The sequence below is a fragment of the Flavobacterium sp. genome (assembly GCF_046155325.1).
Taxonomy (GTDB): Bacteria; Bacteroidota; Bacteroidia; order Flavobacteriales; family Flavobacteriaceae; genus Flavobacterium.
Genome location: NZ_JBJXDQ010000125.1, coordinates 1 through 16,519 on the forward strand (window position 1 = coordinate 1; position 16,519 = coordinate 16,519).

Annotated in this window: 14 protein-coding genes and 1 pseudogene; 3 read left to right on the top strand and 12 right to left on the bottom strand. The window is 33.5% G+C overall.

From position 1 onward, the window contains the following. Positions 1 to 620, top strand: a pseudogene (locus ACKVOD_RS08780) (replication-associated recombination protein A); the annotation flags it as partial. Positions 621 to 741: 121 nt separating this feature from the next. Here ACKVOD_RS08780 and ACKVOD_RS08785 read toward each other — a convergent pair. The 5 genes from ACKVOD_RS08785 to ACKVOD_RS08805 are packed head-to-tail and all read right to left on the bottom strand — an operon-like array spanning position 742 to position 5,075. Then, complete coding sequence (locus tag ACKVOD_RS08785; RefSeq protein WP_409209093.1) at positions 742 to 1,527, bottom strand: hypothetical protein; 786 nt, start codon at positions 1,525 to 1,527, stop codon at positions 742 to 744. 3 nt (positions 1,528 to 1,530) lie between these two features. Then, complete coding sequence (locus ACKVOD_RS08790; protein WP_409209094.1) at positions 1,531 to 2,226, bottom strand: YjjG family noncanonical pyrimidine nucleotidase; 696 nt, start codon at positions 2,224 to 2,226, stop codon at positions 1,531 to 1,533. 3 nt (positions 2,227 to 2,229) lie between these two features. Then, a complete protein-coding gene (gene radC, locus ACKVOD_RS08795; protein WP_409209095.1) occupies positions 2,230 to 2,922 on the bottom strand; it encodes a RadC family protein in 693 nt (230 codons plus the stop codon). A 57-nt stretch (positions 2,923 to 2,979) separates the two neighbouring features. Continuing rightward, complete coding sequence (locus ACKVOD_RS08800) at positions 2,980 to 4,338, bottom strand: UDP-N-acetylmuramate--L-alanine ligase (RefSeq protein WP_409209096.1); 1,359 nt, start codon at positions 4,336 to 4,338, stop codon at positions 2,980 to 2,982. A 35-nt stretch (positions 4,339 to 4,373) separates the two neighbouring features. Then, positions 4,374 to 5,075, bottom strand: coding sequence for a tetratricopeptide repeat protein (locus ACKVOD_RS08805; protein ID WP_409209097.1), 702 nt, complete (start codon positions 5,073 to 5,075; stop codon positions 4,374 to 4,376). 123 nt (positions 5,076 to 5,198) lie between these two features. Here ACKVOD_RS08805 and ACKVOD_RS08810 point away from each other — a divergent pair, with 123 nt between their 5' ends. Beyond that, positions 5,199 to 6,014 carry a UDP-2,3-diacylglucosamine diphosphatase gene (locus ACKVOD_RS08810; protein ID WP_409209098.1) on the top strand — a complete coding sequence of 272 codons (816 nt, stop codon included), beginning with the start codon at positions 5,199 to 5,201 and terminating at the stop codon, positions 6,012 to 6,014. A 3-nt stretch (positions 6,015 to 6,017) separates the two neighbouring features. Further along, on the top strand, positions 6,018 to 7,010 hold the full coding sequence (locus ACKVOD_RS08815; protein ID WP_409209099.1) for a glycosyltransferase family protein: 993 nt from the start codon (positions 6,018 to 6,020) through the stop codon (positions 7,008 to 7,010). A gap of 57 nt (positions 7,011 to 7,067) precedes the next feature. Here ACKVOD_RS08815 and ACKVOD_RS08820 read toward each other — a convergent pair whose 3' ends face one another. From ACKVOD_RS08820 to ACKVOD_RS08850, 7 genes are all read right to left on the bottom strand, one after another. Beyond that, positions 7,068 to 9,218, bottom strand: coding sequence for a S46 family peptidase (locus tag ACKVOD_RS08820; protein WP_409209100.1), 2,151 nt, complete (start codon positions 9,216 to 9,218; stop codon positions 7,068 to 7,070). A gap of 183 nt (positions 9,219 to 9,401) precedes the next feature. Continuing rightward, the gene (obgE, locus tag ACKVOD_RS08825) at positions 9,402 to 10,403 is read right to left on the bottom strand and encodes a GTPase ObgE (RefSeq protein WP_409209101.1); all 1,002 of its coding nucleotides are present in this window, start codon (positions 10,401 to 10,403) and stop codon (positions 9,402 to 9,404) included. A gap of 142 nt (positions 10,404 to 10,545) precedes the next feature. Then, positions 10,546 to 11,769, bottom strand: coding sequence for a hemolysin family protein (locus ACKVOD_RS08830; protein WP_409209106.1), 1,224 nt, complete (start codon positions 11,767 to 11,769; stop codon positions 10,546 to 10,548). Positions 11,770 to 11,906: 137 nt separating this feature from the next. Beyond that, the gene (locus ACKVOD_RS08835; protein ID WP_409209102.1) at positions 11,907 to 12,479 is read right to left on the bottom strand and encodes an adenylate kinase; all 573 of its coding nucleotides are present in this window, start codon (positions 12,477 to 12,479) and stop codon (positions 11,907 to 11,909) included. A gap of 35 nt (positions 12,480 to 12,514) precedes the next feature. Next, positions 12,515 to 13,045 (bottom strand): hypoxanthine phosphoribosyltransferase, encoded by a 531-nt coding sequence (gene hpt, locus ACKVOD_RS08840; RefSeq protein WP_409209103.1) that lies wholly within the window; start codon positions 13,043 to 13,045, stop codon positions 12,515 to 12,517. 130 nt (positions 13,046 to 13,175) lie between these two features. Next, a complete protein-coding gene (locus ACKVOD_RS08845) occupies positions 13,176 to 14,072 on the bottom strand; it encodes a type IX secretion system membrane protein PorP/SprF (protein ID WP_409209104.1) in 897 nt (298 codons plus the stop codon). A gap of 30 nt (positions 14,073 to 14,102) precedes the next feature. Next, positions 14,103 to 16,519: gliding motility-associated C-terminal domain-containing protein (locus tag ACKVOD_RS08850; protein WP_409209105.1), on the bottom strand; the 2,417-nt coding region annotated here is incomplete at its 5' end.

The following is a 16,519-nucleotide window of genomic DNA, read 5'->3' on the forward strand; positions in this document are numbered from 1 at the left end:
AAAGGGTTTTTGAACTTGTACAACAAAATACAGTTTTGTATGATAAAAGTGGGGAACAACATTACGATATTGTTTCAGCTTTCATAAAATCGATACGAGGAAGCGATCCAAACGGTGCCGTTTATTGGTTGGCCCGGATGATTGAAGGCGGCGAAGACGTAAAATTTATCGCCAGAAGAATGCTGATTTTATCCAGTGAAGATATTGGGAATGCAAACCCAACGGCTTTTATAATGGCCAATAATACATTTCAAGCTGTTACTACCATTGGCTATCCCGAAAGTAGAATTCTATTGAGTCAATGTGCTATTTATTTAGCCACTTCCCCAAAAAGCAATGCTTCTTATTTGGCAATTGGAAATGCGCAACAATTAGTAAAACAAACGGGAGATTTACCCGTTCCGATCCATTTGCGCAATGCGCCCACAAAATTAATGAAGGAATTGGGTTATGGAGACGAGTATAAATATTCGCACGATTACGCGAATAATTTTGCCGAACAGGAGTTTTTACCTGATGCCATTTCGGAAACCGTGCTTTACAATCCCGGAAATAATTCAAGGGAAAATACCACTAGAGAATTTTTGAAAAATCGCTGGAAAAGTAAGTATGGGTATTAATTCAGGTGGCAGGTGGCAGGTGGCAGGTAGCAAGTAGCAGGTAGCAGGTAGCAGGTAGCAGGTAGCAGGTAGCAGGTAGCAGGTAGCAGGTAGCAGGTAGCAGGTAGCAAAAAAACGAAATCTAAAACTTAACCTCTACGTTTTCTGAAATCTTTTCGTCATTTTGGTAATATTCGAACAACCATTTATTTTCTGAAGAAACTAACACTCCTTGCACGCTTCCTTTAAATGCAATAAAACTAGTAGTATTAGATGTTTTAAAGAGTTTAAAAATAACTTTTGGTTGGCTATCAATTAATTGATATCCGTAAGGCGTTGACTGGGCATACAGTAAATCAGTACTTTTATTTTCAATAGATTTAGGCTCTTTTGAATCTTGATTCACAACGGGAACTATGACCGCAACTGACGGAGCGGAAACAGGAGAAACTACCGCTGTTGTTGATGGAGAAACTCCTGATGGTATTGAACTAAAATTAGTATTTCCATTGTATTTGTAATTCAAGTCATAAATCGATATAAATGCTTCATTTAAAGCAACGGAATAGGCTATTTCAAACTCTTTTTCCCTGCTTTTCCCGAAGGGAGATTGATAAATAATTGTGCCATAACAATCTTTAAAAACTATATAAAGTTTAGTTAGCAAGAAGGCATTTTCTTTTTTTACATCAAAATACAAAAGACTGCATCTGTTGTTAATTTCCGCTGGAATTGCTTCAATTTCGTAAAAAGCTTGAAAACCTGCTTTCTGTAAATTCATTTTAGAAATAGTCTGGAGCCTGTATTGATTTTCGGTATTAAGAAAGCCAAATTTCATTGGAATGATTACACCTTTATAATCATTAACCGTTTGTGAGAAACTGTTGCTTGCCATAAACAACAGTAGAGATAATATTCTAGTTTTCATAATTTATAAATATTTTTTAAGGTCTAATAAATGATTCACTTGTTTAATAGTATCCGCTATCTCAGCATTTGTTTCATTAAATAAAATAGCATCTAATCCCGCATCCAAAGCCCCCTGAACGTCAGCTTCAATACAATCGCCAATCATAATGCTGTTTTCTTTTTTGGCATTAGCCAAGCTTAAAGCATACTCAAAAATTAAGGAATTAGGTTTTTTAACTCCTGCCATTTCTGAATTGGTAATGGTTTTGAAATAATGTGTGATATTTGAATTATCTAGTTTATTTCTTTGAATTTCTGCAAAACCATTGGTGATAATATGCAAATTGTATTTTGATTTTAAATAATCTAATACCGGAATAACTCCATCAAACAAATGATTATTTTTTGGCAAATAAAAGATGTATTCTTCTGCTAATAAATGAATTTTTTCATCGTTAATTTCAAAATCCAAAAAATCAAAAGTATCTCGTAGTCTAAGATAACGCATAGTATGATGGTCTATTTCATCTTTTCGAAACATCTCCCAATATTTTAGGTTTATAGGAACATAAAACGCAATGAACTTATCAAAATCTAGAATCATCTGGTGCTTTCTGAAAATTATTTCAAATGCTAAAGCCGAATTTTTTTCAAAATCCCATAACGTATGATCTAAATCAAAAAAGACATCGGTTATCGTATTACTTTTAAACTCCATAAATTAAAAAATTCCTTGATCAGCAAAACTATAATACCCATTTTCCGTAACAATAAGATGATCTAGTACATGAATATCTAAATTTTGACCTGCAGCTTTTATTTTATTTGTAATCTTAATATCGGCTTCACTAGGAACTAAACCTCCCGAAGGATGATTATGACAAAGAATTATACTTGTTGCCCCTATTTCAATAGCTGTTTTAAAAACCAAGCGAACATCCACCATTGTGCCTGTAATTCCGCCTTTTCCTTGTTGCGATTTAGACAATACTTTATTGGCATTATTCAAATACAAAACCCAGAATTCTTCATGAGGCAATTCACCAATAATAGGTTGCATCAATTCAAAGGTCGTTTTACTAGAGGTGATTTTTTTTGACACAGCAGCTTCTTCTGCTCTTCTTCGTCTTCCTAATTCCATGGCTGCCATAATCGAAATGGCCTTCGCCTCTCCTATTCCCTTAAAACTTATTAATTGCGAAAGTGTCAACTTGCCCAAAGCGTTTAAATTGTTGTCGACACTAGCCAAAATCTTTTTACTTAACTCTACTGCGGATTCATTTCTACTTCCGGAACCAATCAGAATGGCAATCAATTCGGCATCACTCAAAACACTTTTGCCCTTAAGCATTAGCTTTTCGCGTGGCCTGTCGTCTTCGGACCAATTGGTTATCGGAAAATTAGTTCGTTCCATTTTTTTGTTTGCAGATTTCAGATTTCAGTCAGTAGCTAAACTGTCATCTGATAGCTACTATTTGATTACTAAATCTTTCACCTCATCAAAATTCAATCCTCCATAATTTCCGGAGCTCATCAATAACAAAGCTGAATTTTCTAGATTTTGATTGAATAAAAAAGTCTTAAACTCAGCAGGATTGGTATAAATAATTAAATCCTTCCTATTAAAAGATTGTGCAATTTGCTCATAAGTTACTTCTTCGAGTTGTTTTATTTTAACCGCATCTGGCGAATAAAAAACCACGGCAACATCTGCAGGTTCAAGTGCTCCTTCATATTCTTTTAAAAACTCAGCATTCAAACTACTATAGGTATGCAACTCTAAACAAGCCACCAAAGTCCGATTTGGATATTGTTCTTTAACCGCTTTAGTAGTGGCAGCCACTTTACTTGGTGAATGTGCAAAATCCTTATAAGCAACTTTAGTTTTGCTCTCAGCTATTTTTTCCAAGCGTTTTGAAGCGCCTTTGAAACTAGCAATAGCTTCATAGAAATCGGCTTCATCAACACCCATGTTTTGACAAATCCATTTTGCACCAGCCAAATTATTTAGATTATGCGCTCCAAAAACTTCAATTGGCATCGCTCCTTCTGGAGTTTCAAGAAGCGTAACTCCGTCTCTTACTTCATATTTTGGTGTTGTATAGGATATTTTTCGGATAGGATTCAATGCTGCTTCCGCTACTCGTTTCACTTCTGGATCTTCTTCGTTATACACCAAAATTCCACCATTTGTGATTTTTTGGATAAAAATTTCAAATTGTTCTACGTAGAAATCATAGCTTGGAAAAACATTGATATGATCCCAAGCTATTCCTGAAATCAGAGCAATATTAGGTTGGTACAAATGAAATTTAGGTCTGCGGTCTATTGGTGATGACAAATATTCATCGCCTTCGAGAACTATAAAATCATTAGCTTCCGTGAGGTGTACCATGGTATCGAAACCTTCTAATTGGGCACCTACCATATAATCCACTTCAATATTATGAAAGTGCATTACGTGCAAAATCATAGAAGTAATGGTTGTTTTTCCGTGTGAACCGCCAATTACTACTCTAGTTTTATTTTTGGATTGTTCGTATAAAAACTCTGGATATGAATATATTTTCAATCCTAATTCTTGCGCTTTTAACAGTTCTGGATTATCAGCTTTGGCATGCATCCCAAGAATTACGGCTTCGATATCTTGGGTGATTTTTTCGGGAAACCAACCCATTTCTATAGGTAAAATTCCTTTTTTATCTAAACGCGATTTCGAAGGTTCAAAAATAGCATCGTCGCTACCGGTAACTTGATATCCCTTGTTGTGTAATGCCAATGCTAGGTTATGCATGGCGCTTCCGCCGATGGCTATAAAATGTGTTTTCATTTATATTGATTGTTATCTAATAACCGAAATCTCGATTAATAGTATTTTTTATTACTATTATATTCCTCCAAAACCTTTTGAGCTTTTTGAGGTTGATTCATTTTATTTTTGTACAAATCGGCTAATTTTTGAGAACAAACATTACTCTTGCCAATCATTATTGCTTTTTTATATTGTTGTTCGGCTAGCGAAAATCTTTTGAAATACTCTTCAATATGTCCTCTTGCCAAATACCCATCTACAGGAGACAATTCTTTTAATTCATTAGAATATTGAATAGCTTTAGTTTCACTTCCGCCAACTATTCCTGGCAATTGCAAGTTGAGTTCTATTAATGCCCAACGTGCTTCTATGTGTTTTGGATTTAAAACAATAGCTTTTTCAAACGAAGAGCGTATTTCTCCAATCATTCCTAAGGCCTTAAATTTATTAACTTGTGTCGCTTTCATTCCTAAAGCACCTCCATATTTATAATAATAATTGGCCTCGTTAGGTTTTAATTGCTTTAATTTTTTATAATATAACAATGCATTATCCCATGATTTAGTATGACCTGCAATATCACCTAAATATTCTATAGTTTTTAAATGACTAGGATTAGATACTAAAAAATTCTCAAAACACAACTGCGCTTGTTTGAATTTTGCTTCGCCTAATAACAGCTCTCCTTTTTCGAAATTGGTTTGAGAAAAAATAAGCAAAGGAAATAATAATACAATCAGGATTTTTTTCATCATTCAAAAATAAAGAATTTTTAACTGAATCGAACCATAATTTTATCTTAAAAAAAACAGCGCAAAATCTTAATACATAAGAAACATTGACATAACATTAAGTTATTAATTTTGCCAAAACTTATTATGAAAAGAAAACGCAAAATCCCTCTAGTAGTCATTAGCGATGTTCATCTTGGCACTTATGGCTGTCAAGCCAAAGAATTACTTCAATACTTAAAATCAATCCAACCCCAGACATTAGTTTTAAACGGTGACATCATTGATATGTGGAATTTTAGCAAACGCTATTTCCCCAAAGCTCATATGGAAATATTGCGCTACATCATTAAAATGTCTAACCAAGGTACGCGTGTTATCTATATTACAGGGAATCATGACGAGGCTTTAAGGAAATATTCTGATTTTGTTTTAGGAAATTTAGAGTTAGTTGACAAATTAGTTTTAGATTTAGATGGAAAAAAAACATGGATTTTCCATGGCGATGTATTTGATTCTTCGACCAATGGATATGCAAAAATTATTGCTAAACTTGGAGGAAAAGGGTATGACCTTTTAATTTTGATTAATAGTTTAATTAATTGGATTCTTGTTTCTTTAGGGAGAGAGAAACGAAGTTTTTCTAAAACAATTAAAGACAGTGTGAAACAAGCCGTTTCCTTTATTTCTAATTTTGAAACAACTGCTGCCGAAATCGCTATTGAAAAAAAATATAGTTATGTGGTTTGTGGTCACATTCATAAACCCCAAATAAAAGAGGTAGAAAACGAACATGGGAAAGTCTTATATTTAAATAGTGGTGATTGGATTGAAAACCTCACCGCTTTAGAATATAAAAATGAAAAATGGAAGTTATATTATTATGACAAATCCAATTTTTCTAAAAATGAAAATAAAGAAGAGTTAATAGTTAATGATATAGTTTCTAAAATTTTATCTTAAAAAATGAAAATATTTTACGCGATACAAGCCACAGGAAACGGACACATTAGCAGAGCTATTCAACTGTTTCCTTATTTACAAAAATTCGGTGCCGTAGATTTCTTTTTAAGCGGCAATAATGCAAGTCTAAATATAGACTTGCCTGTAAAATATAAAAGTAAAGGTTGTAGTTTACATTATAGCAAATGTGGTGGATTAGATTATTGGGATATTGCCAAGAATATTAAGCCAATGCAACTGTATAAAGATGCTAAATCATTACCTCTTAAAAATTACGATATTATTATAAATGACTTTGAATCAATTACTGCACTCGCTTGTAAATTGCAAAATGTTCCTTCTATTCAATTTGGTCACCAAGCTAGTTTTAAGTCAAAACTAACTCCAAGACCCGAAAAAAAGAGCATTATGGGAGAACTAATTCTTAAGCATTATGCCTCTTCACCAAAACATATTGGGTTACATTTTGAGAAATACGATTCTTTCATACATCCACCAATTATTAAAGATGAAATAATACAAGCCGAACCAAAAAACCTGAAACACATCACAGTATATTTACCATCTTTTCAAAAGGATTGTTTACAAAAAGCGTTTAACAAATTAGAGGGTATTCAATTTCATTGGTTTTTAGGTGACGTTAATTTTAAATATACTGAGGGGAATATTACCTATTTTCCTGTAAATCAAGAACAATTCAATCAGAGTTTGATAAGCTGCGAAGGAATTATTACAGGGGGTGGATTTGAAACTCCTGCTGAGGCTTTATATCTTGGTAAAAAAATATTGAGCATTCCTATCCGTAATCATTATGAGCAAGAATGTAATGCTGCAGCCTTAAAACGAATGGGAGTTCCGGTTGTTTATGAAGTTGGCGATGATTTTGCTGAAATAATTGAAAATTGGCTGAATACGGAAACAGAAATGCCAACTATTCAAGCCAATAATATTAATGAAACTTTGCAGTATTTGTTTGATACCTACAATAATAAATAGCCCTAAAGAAAAAAACCGTTCAAAATAATGAACGGGTTTCAATTCGATTAAACTCCTTTATTTTACAATAGTCATTTCGTCAATAATATGTTTAGCTCCAGCATATTTATCAATTACCCACAATACATAGCGAATGTCAACATTAATAGTTCTTTGTAATTTGCTGTCAAAAATAACATCACCTGCCATAGCTTCGATATTTCCATCAAAAGCAATACCTATCAATTCTCCTTTTCCGTTAAGCACTGGCGAACCTGAGTTTCCTCCAGTGATATCGTTATCGGTTAAAAAATTCAAGTGAAGCGAACCATCTTTATCTGCATAACGACCATAATTTTTATCTTTTTCCAATTCTAAAACACGACTTGGAAGGTCAAATTCTTCATCACCTTTTTTGTATTTTTTTACTTGACTAGCTAAAGTAGTGTAGTTGTTTATTTTAGCATCATTACGTTTGTCAGCTGGCAAAGCACGAACTTTTCCGTACGTTAAACGCAAAGTGGAGTTAGCATCTGGGTATTTTATAGCTCCTATTTTTGACTCGCGCAAACCTTCTACCAGAAGACGGAATGAAGCGCCATAATCGTTTTGTGATTTGGTAATTTCTTCAGATCTATAATTAAAATGCGTTAGCAAATCATTAGACAAAACGTATAATGGATCATTATCTAAAAGACCTTGACTTGGAGCTTGCAAGAATGCTTTTACTTTATCTAATGATGTTAAAACGCTCAAATCGATTACTGCACTAACATAATTCGTAAAGTCATTCCCATTTTCATTTACCATTTTTTTAACCAATGGTGAAATTTCATATCCAATAGATTTGGTTGCATACAAATGTAGTTGAGCTGCTAAAATGTCTTTTTCTGCAGGTATATATAAATTCTCGTAGAATTTAGTTGCAAATTCTAAAATAACAGGTGCCAATGTTTTACGTTTTGCAGCATCCGCTTTCACGTAGTTGTCTAACTGTTTTCCTAAAGTTCTTCCTATTGGACCAAAAGCAGCGGTTCTAAACAATTGCGACAAATAATTATCATGAAGGGATTTTTCGTTAGTTAATGCATAGTATTTATTTATCGTTGTTACTACGTCTCCGTATTTAGGTTTGTTTACTGATCTATTAGCCCATTTATCAAATTTTGCTTCTTGAGCTGCTTTAGATTTGGCTGTTCCAAATTTAGAAAGGGCATCAATCATTCCTTGACGGTTTTTCCAATAATTGGCTGTTGAAGCATATTTAGACGCATAAACCAAACGAAGTGCATCACTCATTTCCATATATTTCTTCATGTTGTCCATACCGGTTTTAGCACCTTCAACCCAAGCAGGATAAGCGAATTTCACGTTTTGTTCGATTCCGCTTGCAGGCATCCAACGGTTAGTTCTTCCTGGATAACCCAAAATCATAGCAAAATCGCCTTCTTTTATTCCAGATAAATTTACTGGCAAGTAGTGTTTTGGTTGTAATGGGATATTGTTTGAAGAATAATCTGCAGGATTACCATCTTTATCGGCATAAACTCTAAAAATAGAAAAATCAGCAGTTTGACGTGGCCACTCCCAGTTGTCGGTATCACCTCCAAATTTTCCTAAACTTTCTGGTGGCACTCCTACTAAACGTACATCTCTATAATCTTGGTAAACAAAATAGTAATATTCGTTTCCTTGAAAAAAGGGACGAACCGAAACCGTATATTTTCCACCTTCATTGTTTTCTTTTTCAATTAGAGCAATTTCGGTGTTAATCGCTTTTTCTCTATCCCCTTCATTCATTGAAGGATTTACTTTCGCTAAAATTCGCTTTGAGCAATCGTCCATACGAACAAAGAATCGAACAAATAAACTCGATGGTTTTTTTTCGTCAGCTCTATTAGCAGCCCAAAAACCATCTTTAAGCAAATTATGTTCTGGCGTAGAAAGCTCCGCTATTCCATCATATCCACAGTGGTGATTGGTAAGTACTAAACCATCTTTAGAAATAATCTCAGCAGTACATCCACCGTTAAATTGAACTACAGCATCTTTCAAACTGTGATGATTGATACTGTAAATTTCTTCGGCTGTTAATTGCAAGCCCATTTTTTCCATATCTCTATGGTTTAGGCGCTCAATAAACATTAAAAACCACATTCCTTCATCCGCTTTTACGCTTATTGGCATAAGCATAATTCCGGCAATTAACGTAAAAATAATTTTTTTCATTTTTAATAAAAAGATTAATCAACTATTTATAATAAGTAGGCAACAAAAATGGAATTGGTTAATCCAAAATACTTGCCAAAAGGATTATTTAGCGATTTTTTTTAAACCTATAACAATTAATAAATTCTAATACTAAAAAAGGATTCTATTTATAGAAACCTTTTTGATATAAAACAATATTTTTTAATCATTCAACATTTTCCAGAGCTTATCTTTCAACTCTGACAAACCTTGTTGAGCAATCGAAGATATGAACATATAAGGAATTCCATTAAATTCCCTATCTAATTGCAATTTTAATTCTCCTTTAAGCTCCTCATCAAGCATATCACATTTTGAAATTACCAACAATCGCTCTTTATCGAGCATTTCAGGATTATATTTCGTCAATTCATTAATAAGAATATCATATTCTGCTTTAATATCTGGCGTATCTACAGGAACTAGAAATAATAAGGTTGAATTGCGCTCAATATGACGCAAAAAATAATGACCTAATCCTTTTCCTTCGGCAGCACCTTCAATAATTCCGGGAATATCGGCAATTACAAAAGATTGAAAATCACGATAAGCTACAATTCCAAGATTTGGTTTTAAGGTTGTAAATGGATAATCGGCAATTTTGGGTTTGGCTGATGTCAATACCGATAAAAGTGTTGATTTTCCAGCATTAGGAAAACCTACTAATCCTACATCAGCAAGAACCTTAAGCTCTAAAATAACATCCATTTCTACACCAGGTAAACCTGGCTGAGAATATCTTGGAGTTTGATTGGTTGAACTTCTAAAGTGCCAGTTTCCTAACCCTCCTTTACCGCCACGACACAATACTTGCTTCTCACCATCTTCGGTAATTTCAAATAAGGTTTCGCCAGTTTCTTTATCTTTAACAACAGTTCCTAATGGAACTTCAATAAATTTATCATCACCGTCGGCTCCTGTACTTCGGTCTCCACTTCCATCACCACCATAACCTGCCTTGATATGACGGGCAAACTTTAGGTGAAACAATGTCCACAATCCTTTATTTCCAACTAAAAAAACATGACCACCACGACCACCATCACCTCCATCAGGACCACCCTTTTCAATAAATTTTTCTCTATGCAAATGCGTAGATCCCTTTCCTCCTTTTCCGGAAGAAACAAATATTTTTACGTAATCTACAAAGTTTCCCTCTGTCATAATTTCATTTATTTTGCAAAAAAATCTAAAAAAAATACCTGACAGCCACTGCCTGTCCTCCTTTTAATTTCAAATCTTCTGTTATTATAATTTTAGATTTCTATTCAAAACTGCGACTGAAACCTGCAAACTGCCACCTGAATTACTTTTTTATGGCTTTTACCATCACTTTATCAATCTTAACACCATCCATATCAATTACTTCAAGTTCGAATTTTTGCCAAATCAATATTTCACCTTGTTTTGGAATATGTGAAAGTTCAGTCATTATTAGCCCACTAACTGTAGTAACATCATAATCGTTTATCAATTCATCCAATTCAAAATAAATTAAAAAATCATGTAAAGAATAATGACCATCAACCAGCCACGAACCATCTTCCCGCTCTACTAATTTAAAATCATCTTTATAAAAATCGGAAGCATCGCCTACAAGCGCTTCTAGAATATCATTTAAGGTTATTATACCCTGAAAAACTCCATATTCATCAGACACAAAAGCATAATGAATACCTGTTTTTTTAAATTCCTCTAAAGCTTTATATGCTGTAGTTTGCTCCATCATAAAGGGAGCCTCAGTCAAAATATTAGGTAAGTTGAAATCTGTTTTATCAATGTTAGCAAAAATACTTTTGAGATTTACTACCCCCACGATATCATCATAATTATCTCCATAAACAGGATAAATAGAATGTAATTCTTTGAGCATTGATTCTTTAACTTGATTTTTATCAGAGTGTAAAGGCAAGAAAACTACTGATTTTCGATGGGTCATCAATGAATTTATTTTTCTGTCTCCAATATGAAAAACTCGTTCCACAATATCTTGCTCAATTTCCTGAACTTCTCCACCTTCAGTACCTTCTTTAATAATCGCTTTAATTTCTTCTTCAGTAACTTTACCATCAGCAGTTGGCTTAATTTGTAAAATATCTAACAAGAAATCAGTTGATGTAGTTAGAAGCCAAATAAATGGAGCCGTAATTATGGAAACAATCTTCATTGGAAAGGCTACTGCTTTGGCTATAGATTCAGGGTGATTCAAACCAATTCTTTTAGGCAACAACTCTCCCAACACCAACGAGAAAAAAGTTAAAACAACTACAACTATTCCAACAGCGATTGTTGGTGCAAAAGGATTTAACATTTCAAAACCCATTACAAAAATTTGAACATCCTGAGTAATTTTGTCTCCAGAATAAATACCAGTAAGAATACCGATAAGAGTAATTCCTATTTGTACAGTTGATAGAAATTTATTTGGAGAGTTTGCCAAATCTAATGCGATTTTAGCATTTTTGTTTCCTTTTTTTGCAGCCGTTTCTAACCTGTTTTTTCGAGCAGAAATTAAGGCAATTTCAGACATTGAAAAAACTCCATTGAGGATGATTAAAAAAAGTATTATAAGAATTTCCATTTTTATATTTAAAAGATTAAAAGATTATGAGGTTATGAGGTTAGATTTAGCGGTTAACTAATCTCATAAACTTCTAAACTTCTAAACTAAAGTTTTTCAATCACACTACTTAAGCGATTCGTAATTTCTGCTATAGAACCAATACCGTTTACAGCATAAAATTTATTTTGATGCTGATAGTACTCCATTAAAGGAGCTGTCTTATCATTGTACTCTTGGTATCTATTTCTAATTTTTTCTTCATCTTGATCGTCAACTCTACCACTTGTCTTACCTCTCTCAAGCAAACGTTGAATTAAAATTTCATCATCAGCTTCTAAAGCGATTGTAGCCGTAATACTTTCGTTCTTTGTAGCTAAAAAAGCATCTAAAGCTTGAGCTTGAGCAATTGTTCGTGGAAAACCATCAAATAAAAAACCTGCAGAATCTTGATTTTTATCTACTTCACTTTGTAGCATTTTTATGGTTACTTCATCTGGAACCAAATCCCCTTTATCCATAAAGGTTCTGGCTAATTGACCTAAATCGGTTTCATTTTTTATATTAAATCTAAAAATATCACCTGTTGAAAGATGCGTCAAATTATATTTTCCTTTCAAAAACTCCGCTTGTGTTCCTTTACCAGCCCCTGGCTTTCCAAATAAAACAATATTAATCATTATGTAATTGTATGTTATAAATAATTCTAAAAAACTTACTCTTTTAATTGATACACTTCAGGTAAATTTCTACCTAAACCATCATAATCCAATCCGAAACCTACAATGAATTTGTTTGGTATTCTGATACCTACATAGTCTATTTTAACATCTTGTTTATAAGCTTCTGATTTTAAAAATAAAGTCGCTATTTTAAAATGCTTGACATTTTGCTTTTTAAACAATTCCTTCAAAGCCAACAGGGTATGTCCAGTATCTACTATATCTTCAATAATCACAACACTTCTTCCTGACAAATCTTGGTTAATTCCAATTAATTCTTGAACATTTGTAGAGGAAGTTAATCCGTTATAAGAAGCTAATTTGATAAAACTAACTTCACAAGGCTTTTTATACTGTTTCATTAAATCAGAAACAACCATAAAAGAACCATTCAATATACCAATAAAAACTGGGACTTCATCGGCAAAATCTACGGCAATTAAATGAGCCATTTTTGCAATAGCAAATTCGATTTCTGATGCAGAAATAAAGGGAGTGAATTTTTTGTCGTGAATATGAATCAATGAATGAAAATAATAGTGTTGGGCAAAGATACTGAATTCAAAATAGAGATAACAGTATATAATTCAAGAAAAATAGCAAAAAAAAAGCTGTCTAAAAATAGACAGCTTTTTAAAATATTTAAAAGTTTTATTAAAATTTAAATTTCAATAAAAATTCATTAGTATTACCAGCACCTCTTAAACCATCTACGTTAGTAATTTGAGATTCATAAGCATAACCAATAACAAGTTTTTTACTAATTGTAAAATTAATGATACCAGCATAGGCGTCAGTAGTTCTATACATTCCACCCACTTCAAGATAATCTTGAATTTGAACCATAGTATTAAAATCAACTGTAGCTGGAGCACCATTTACATAACGTAATAAAAAGGATGGTTTCAATATTAAAGACCCCGAGGCATTCAAATTAAAATCATACCCTGTACTCCAGTAAACATGAGGTCTATTAACAGGTACACTAGAAAAATTTTCAATATTTCTAGCATTCTCAGTATTCAAAACTCTAGGAATAGAAAGTGACATAAAAAACTTTTTGTTTTTTAATAAAGCACCAACCCCAACATTTGGATTGAAAGTAGTAGATGATACTAAATTTGGATCACCAACTTGAACACCATCTAATCCTGAGAAGTCAGTATTCAAAAAGCTACCACCTGCTTTTAAACCAAGATATAAATCCAATCCTGAATCAACTTTTACTTTGTATGAAAAGTCAATCCCTACATTAGTAGTTTTAACTATATCACCACCTGTATTGTCATGAACCAAAGATATACCATAACCTAGATTCTTACCCGTAGAAGTGCCAAATGAAGCAGCCTGAGTAGAAGGAGAATTATCAATACCTGACCATTGTCTACGAACAGTAGCAGCAACCTCAGTATTACCATCAACACCAACATAAGCTGGATTCACCATATTCATATGATTACGATACATCGTAAAAAGTGGATCCTGTTGAGAAAAAAGGGCACTACTAAAAAGTAGTAGTGCACCTGCCAATATGTTTTTAATTATTTTCATTTTTTTCTTTTTTGAGTTTATGTTGTTAGATTATTTCTTAATGTATACCCATCCTTCTTTATCAATAGTACCATTACCTTTCAAATCAACTTGGTAATAATAAGCCTGACCATCAGGAAGGGTTGCATCACTACCATTTAATCTACCATCCCAATTGTTTTGGTAATTTAAAGCTGAGAATACCATTGAACCCCAACGGTTGTAAACACGCACTACAGATTTTGGATGATTAGTAATGTTTTCAATAACCCAAGTATCATTAAGTCCATCACCATTTGGTGTAATTGCTTCTACAGCATTTGTAGGATCAACAGGGAAAGTGATTGTGAAATCATCCGTACCAACGTTACCATTTACATCTGTTACAGAAAGTGTAACCGTAATTGGACTATTCAATACATCTACAATAGTAAAAGTATCTCTACTTAATGTGTATGAATGAACATCTACACCACAAGCATCAGTTGCACTAACAAAAACATCTTCTGGAGTAATAGAAACCGAAATGCCATCAAGAACAAGTTCAATATCCTTAGCAACAACAACTGGTTTAACTGAATCAACAACAAGAACCGTAGCAAATGCTTGATTAACGTTTCCGTTTACATCTGTTACTGTTAATGTTACTACATTACTACCAACATTTGCGCATGTGAAACTAGATTTACTTATTGCATATGTAGCTATACCACAAGCATCAGTAGAACCATTGTTAACATTAGCAGGAGTTACCGTAGCTAGACCGTTAACATCAAGCTGAGCAGTGTATGGTTGTGTTACAACAACAGGAGCCACTTTATCTTGTACGGTTACCGTTGCATTTACAGGAACTGAATTATTACCACTAGCATCTGTTGCTGTTAATGTGATAATATTTTGACCCACATTAGAACAATTGAAAGTAGATTGACTTAAAGTGTAAGAAGCAATACTACAGTTATCAGTTGAACCATTATTAATATCAGATGGCAATATTGAAACTGTACCCGCAGCATTTAATTGTACCGTTATGTTTCTAGTACGCGCTATTGGAATAATAGGCTCACTAACCGTAACAGTAGCAGTAGCAAAATTAACATTACCATGAATATCAATTACAGTTAAAGTAACAGTATTAGCTCCTATATTAGAACAGTTGAAACTAACTTTATCTAAACTGTAAGAAGCAATACCACAATTATCAGTTGAACCATTATTAACTTGAGCAGGAACAATAGTTACAAAACCACCAACATTAAGTTGTACAGGAATATTTTGAGTTATTACTGTTGGCAAAACCATATCCTTAACTTTAACAGTAGTTGTTGTTGGGATAGCAGCATTACCATTTACATCAGTAACTCTCCAAGTAATAGTTGTAGTTCCTATAGGATATAAAGCAGTTAAAGCTAAATTATCACTTCTAGTTCCCACTGGAGAACCTACAGTACAATTGTCAGAAGCAGTTGGCGCTGTTATACTAACAGTAGCACCACAAGTAGTAGCATCAGTATTAGCATCTATAGAAACCACTGTTCCATTAATTACAGGAATTTGAAGATCTCTTACCACAACAGTTTGAACAACTGGAGTAGCAGGATTATTGTTAACATCAGTTACATTCCATGTAATAGTAGTAGTACCTACTGGATAAAGTGCATTAATTGCAGCAGCATCCGATCTAGTTCCTACAACAGGATTAGTTACTGAACAATTATCAGTAGCTGTTGCAGAAACTGCAACAATAGCACCACATTGACCAAAATCACTCACGAAATTTTTATTTCCGTTTGCAGTTATAACTGGTTTTTGAGTATCAGTAACTGTAACAGTTTGATTAACTGCAATTGCAGCATTACCATTAACATCAGTAACATTCCAAGTAATTGTAGTAGATCCTACAGGATATGGAGAAGCTAAAGGTTTAGCATCACTTCTAACACCTGTTGGAGTTCCTACACTACAATTATCAGTAGCAGTTGCAGAAACTGTAACAACAGCACTACAACCACCAAGGTCAGCATTTGCAGTTAATAAAATACCATTACTTATAATCACTGGTATTTGAGCATCAGTTACATCAACAGTTTGAATAACTGATAACGCCCTGTTTCCATTAGCATCTGTTACGTTCCAAGTAATTGTAGTTCTACCTAAAGGATAAGTAGCACTTAATAATCTAGAATCAGAACGTGTTCCTATTGGAGTTCCAACAGTACAATTATCTGTAGCTGTAGCTGAAGGAGTAACAGTTAAGTTAGCACCGCATATTCCAGCAGAAGTATTAACAGTTAAGTTGGCTATTGGAGCAATTACTGGTAAAACATCATCAACAACTGTAACAATTGCATTCGCAGTTGAAACGTTACCAGTTGCAATAGGACTAATACTAGTATCAGTAACGGTTAAAACAACCGTGTTTTTACCAACGTTCGTACAATCAAATGAATCTTTACTTATTGTAACTG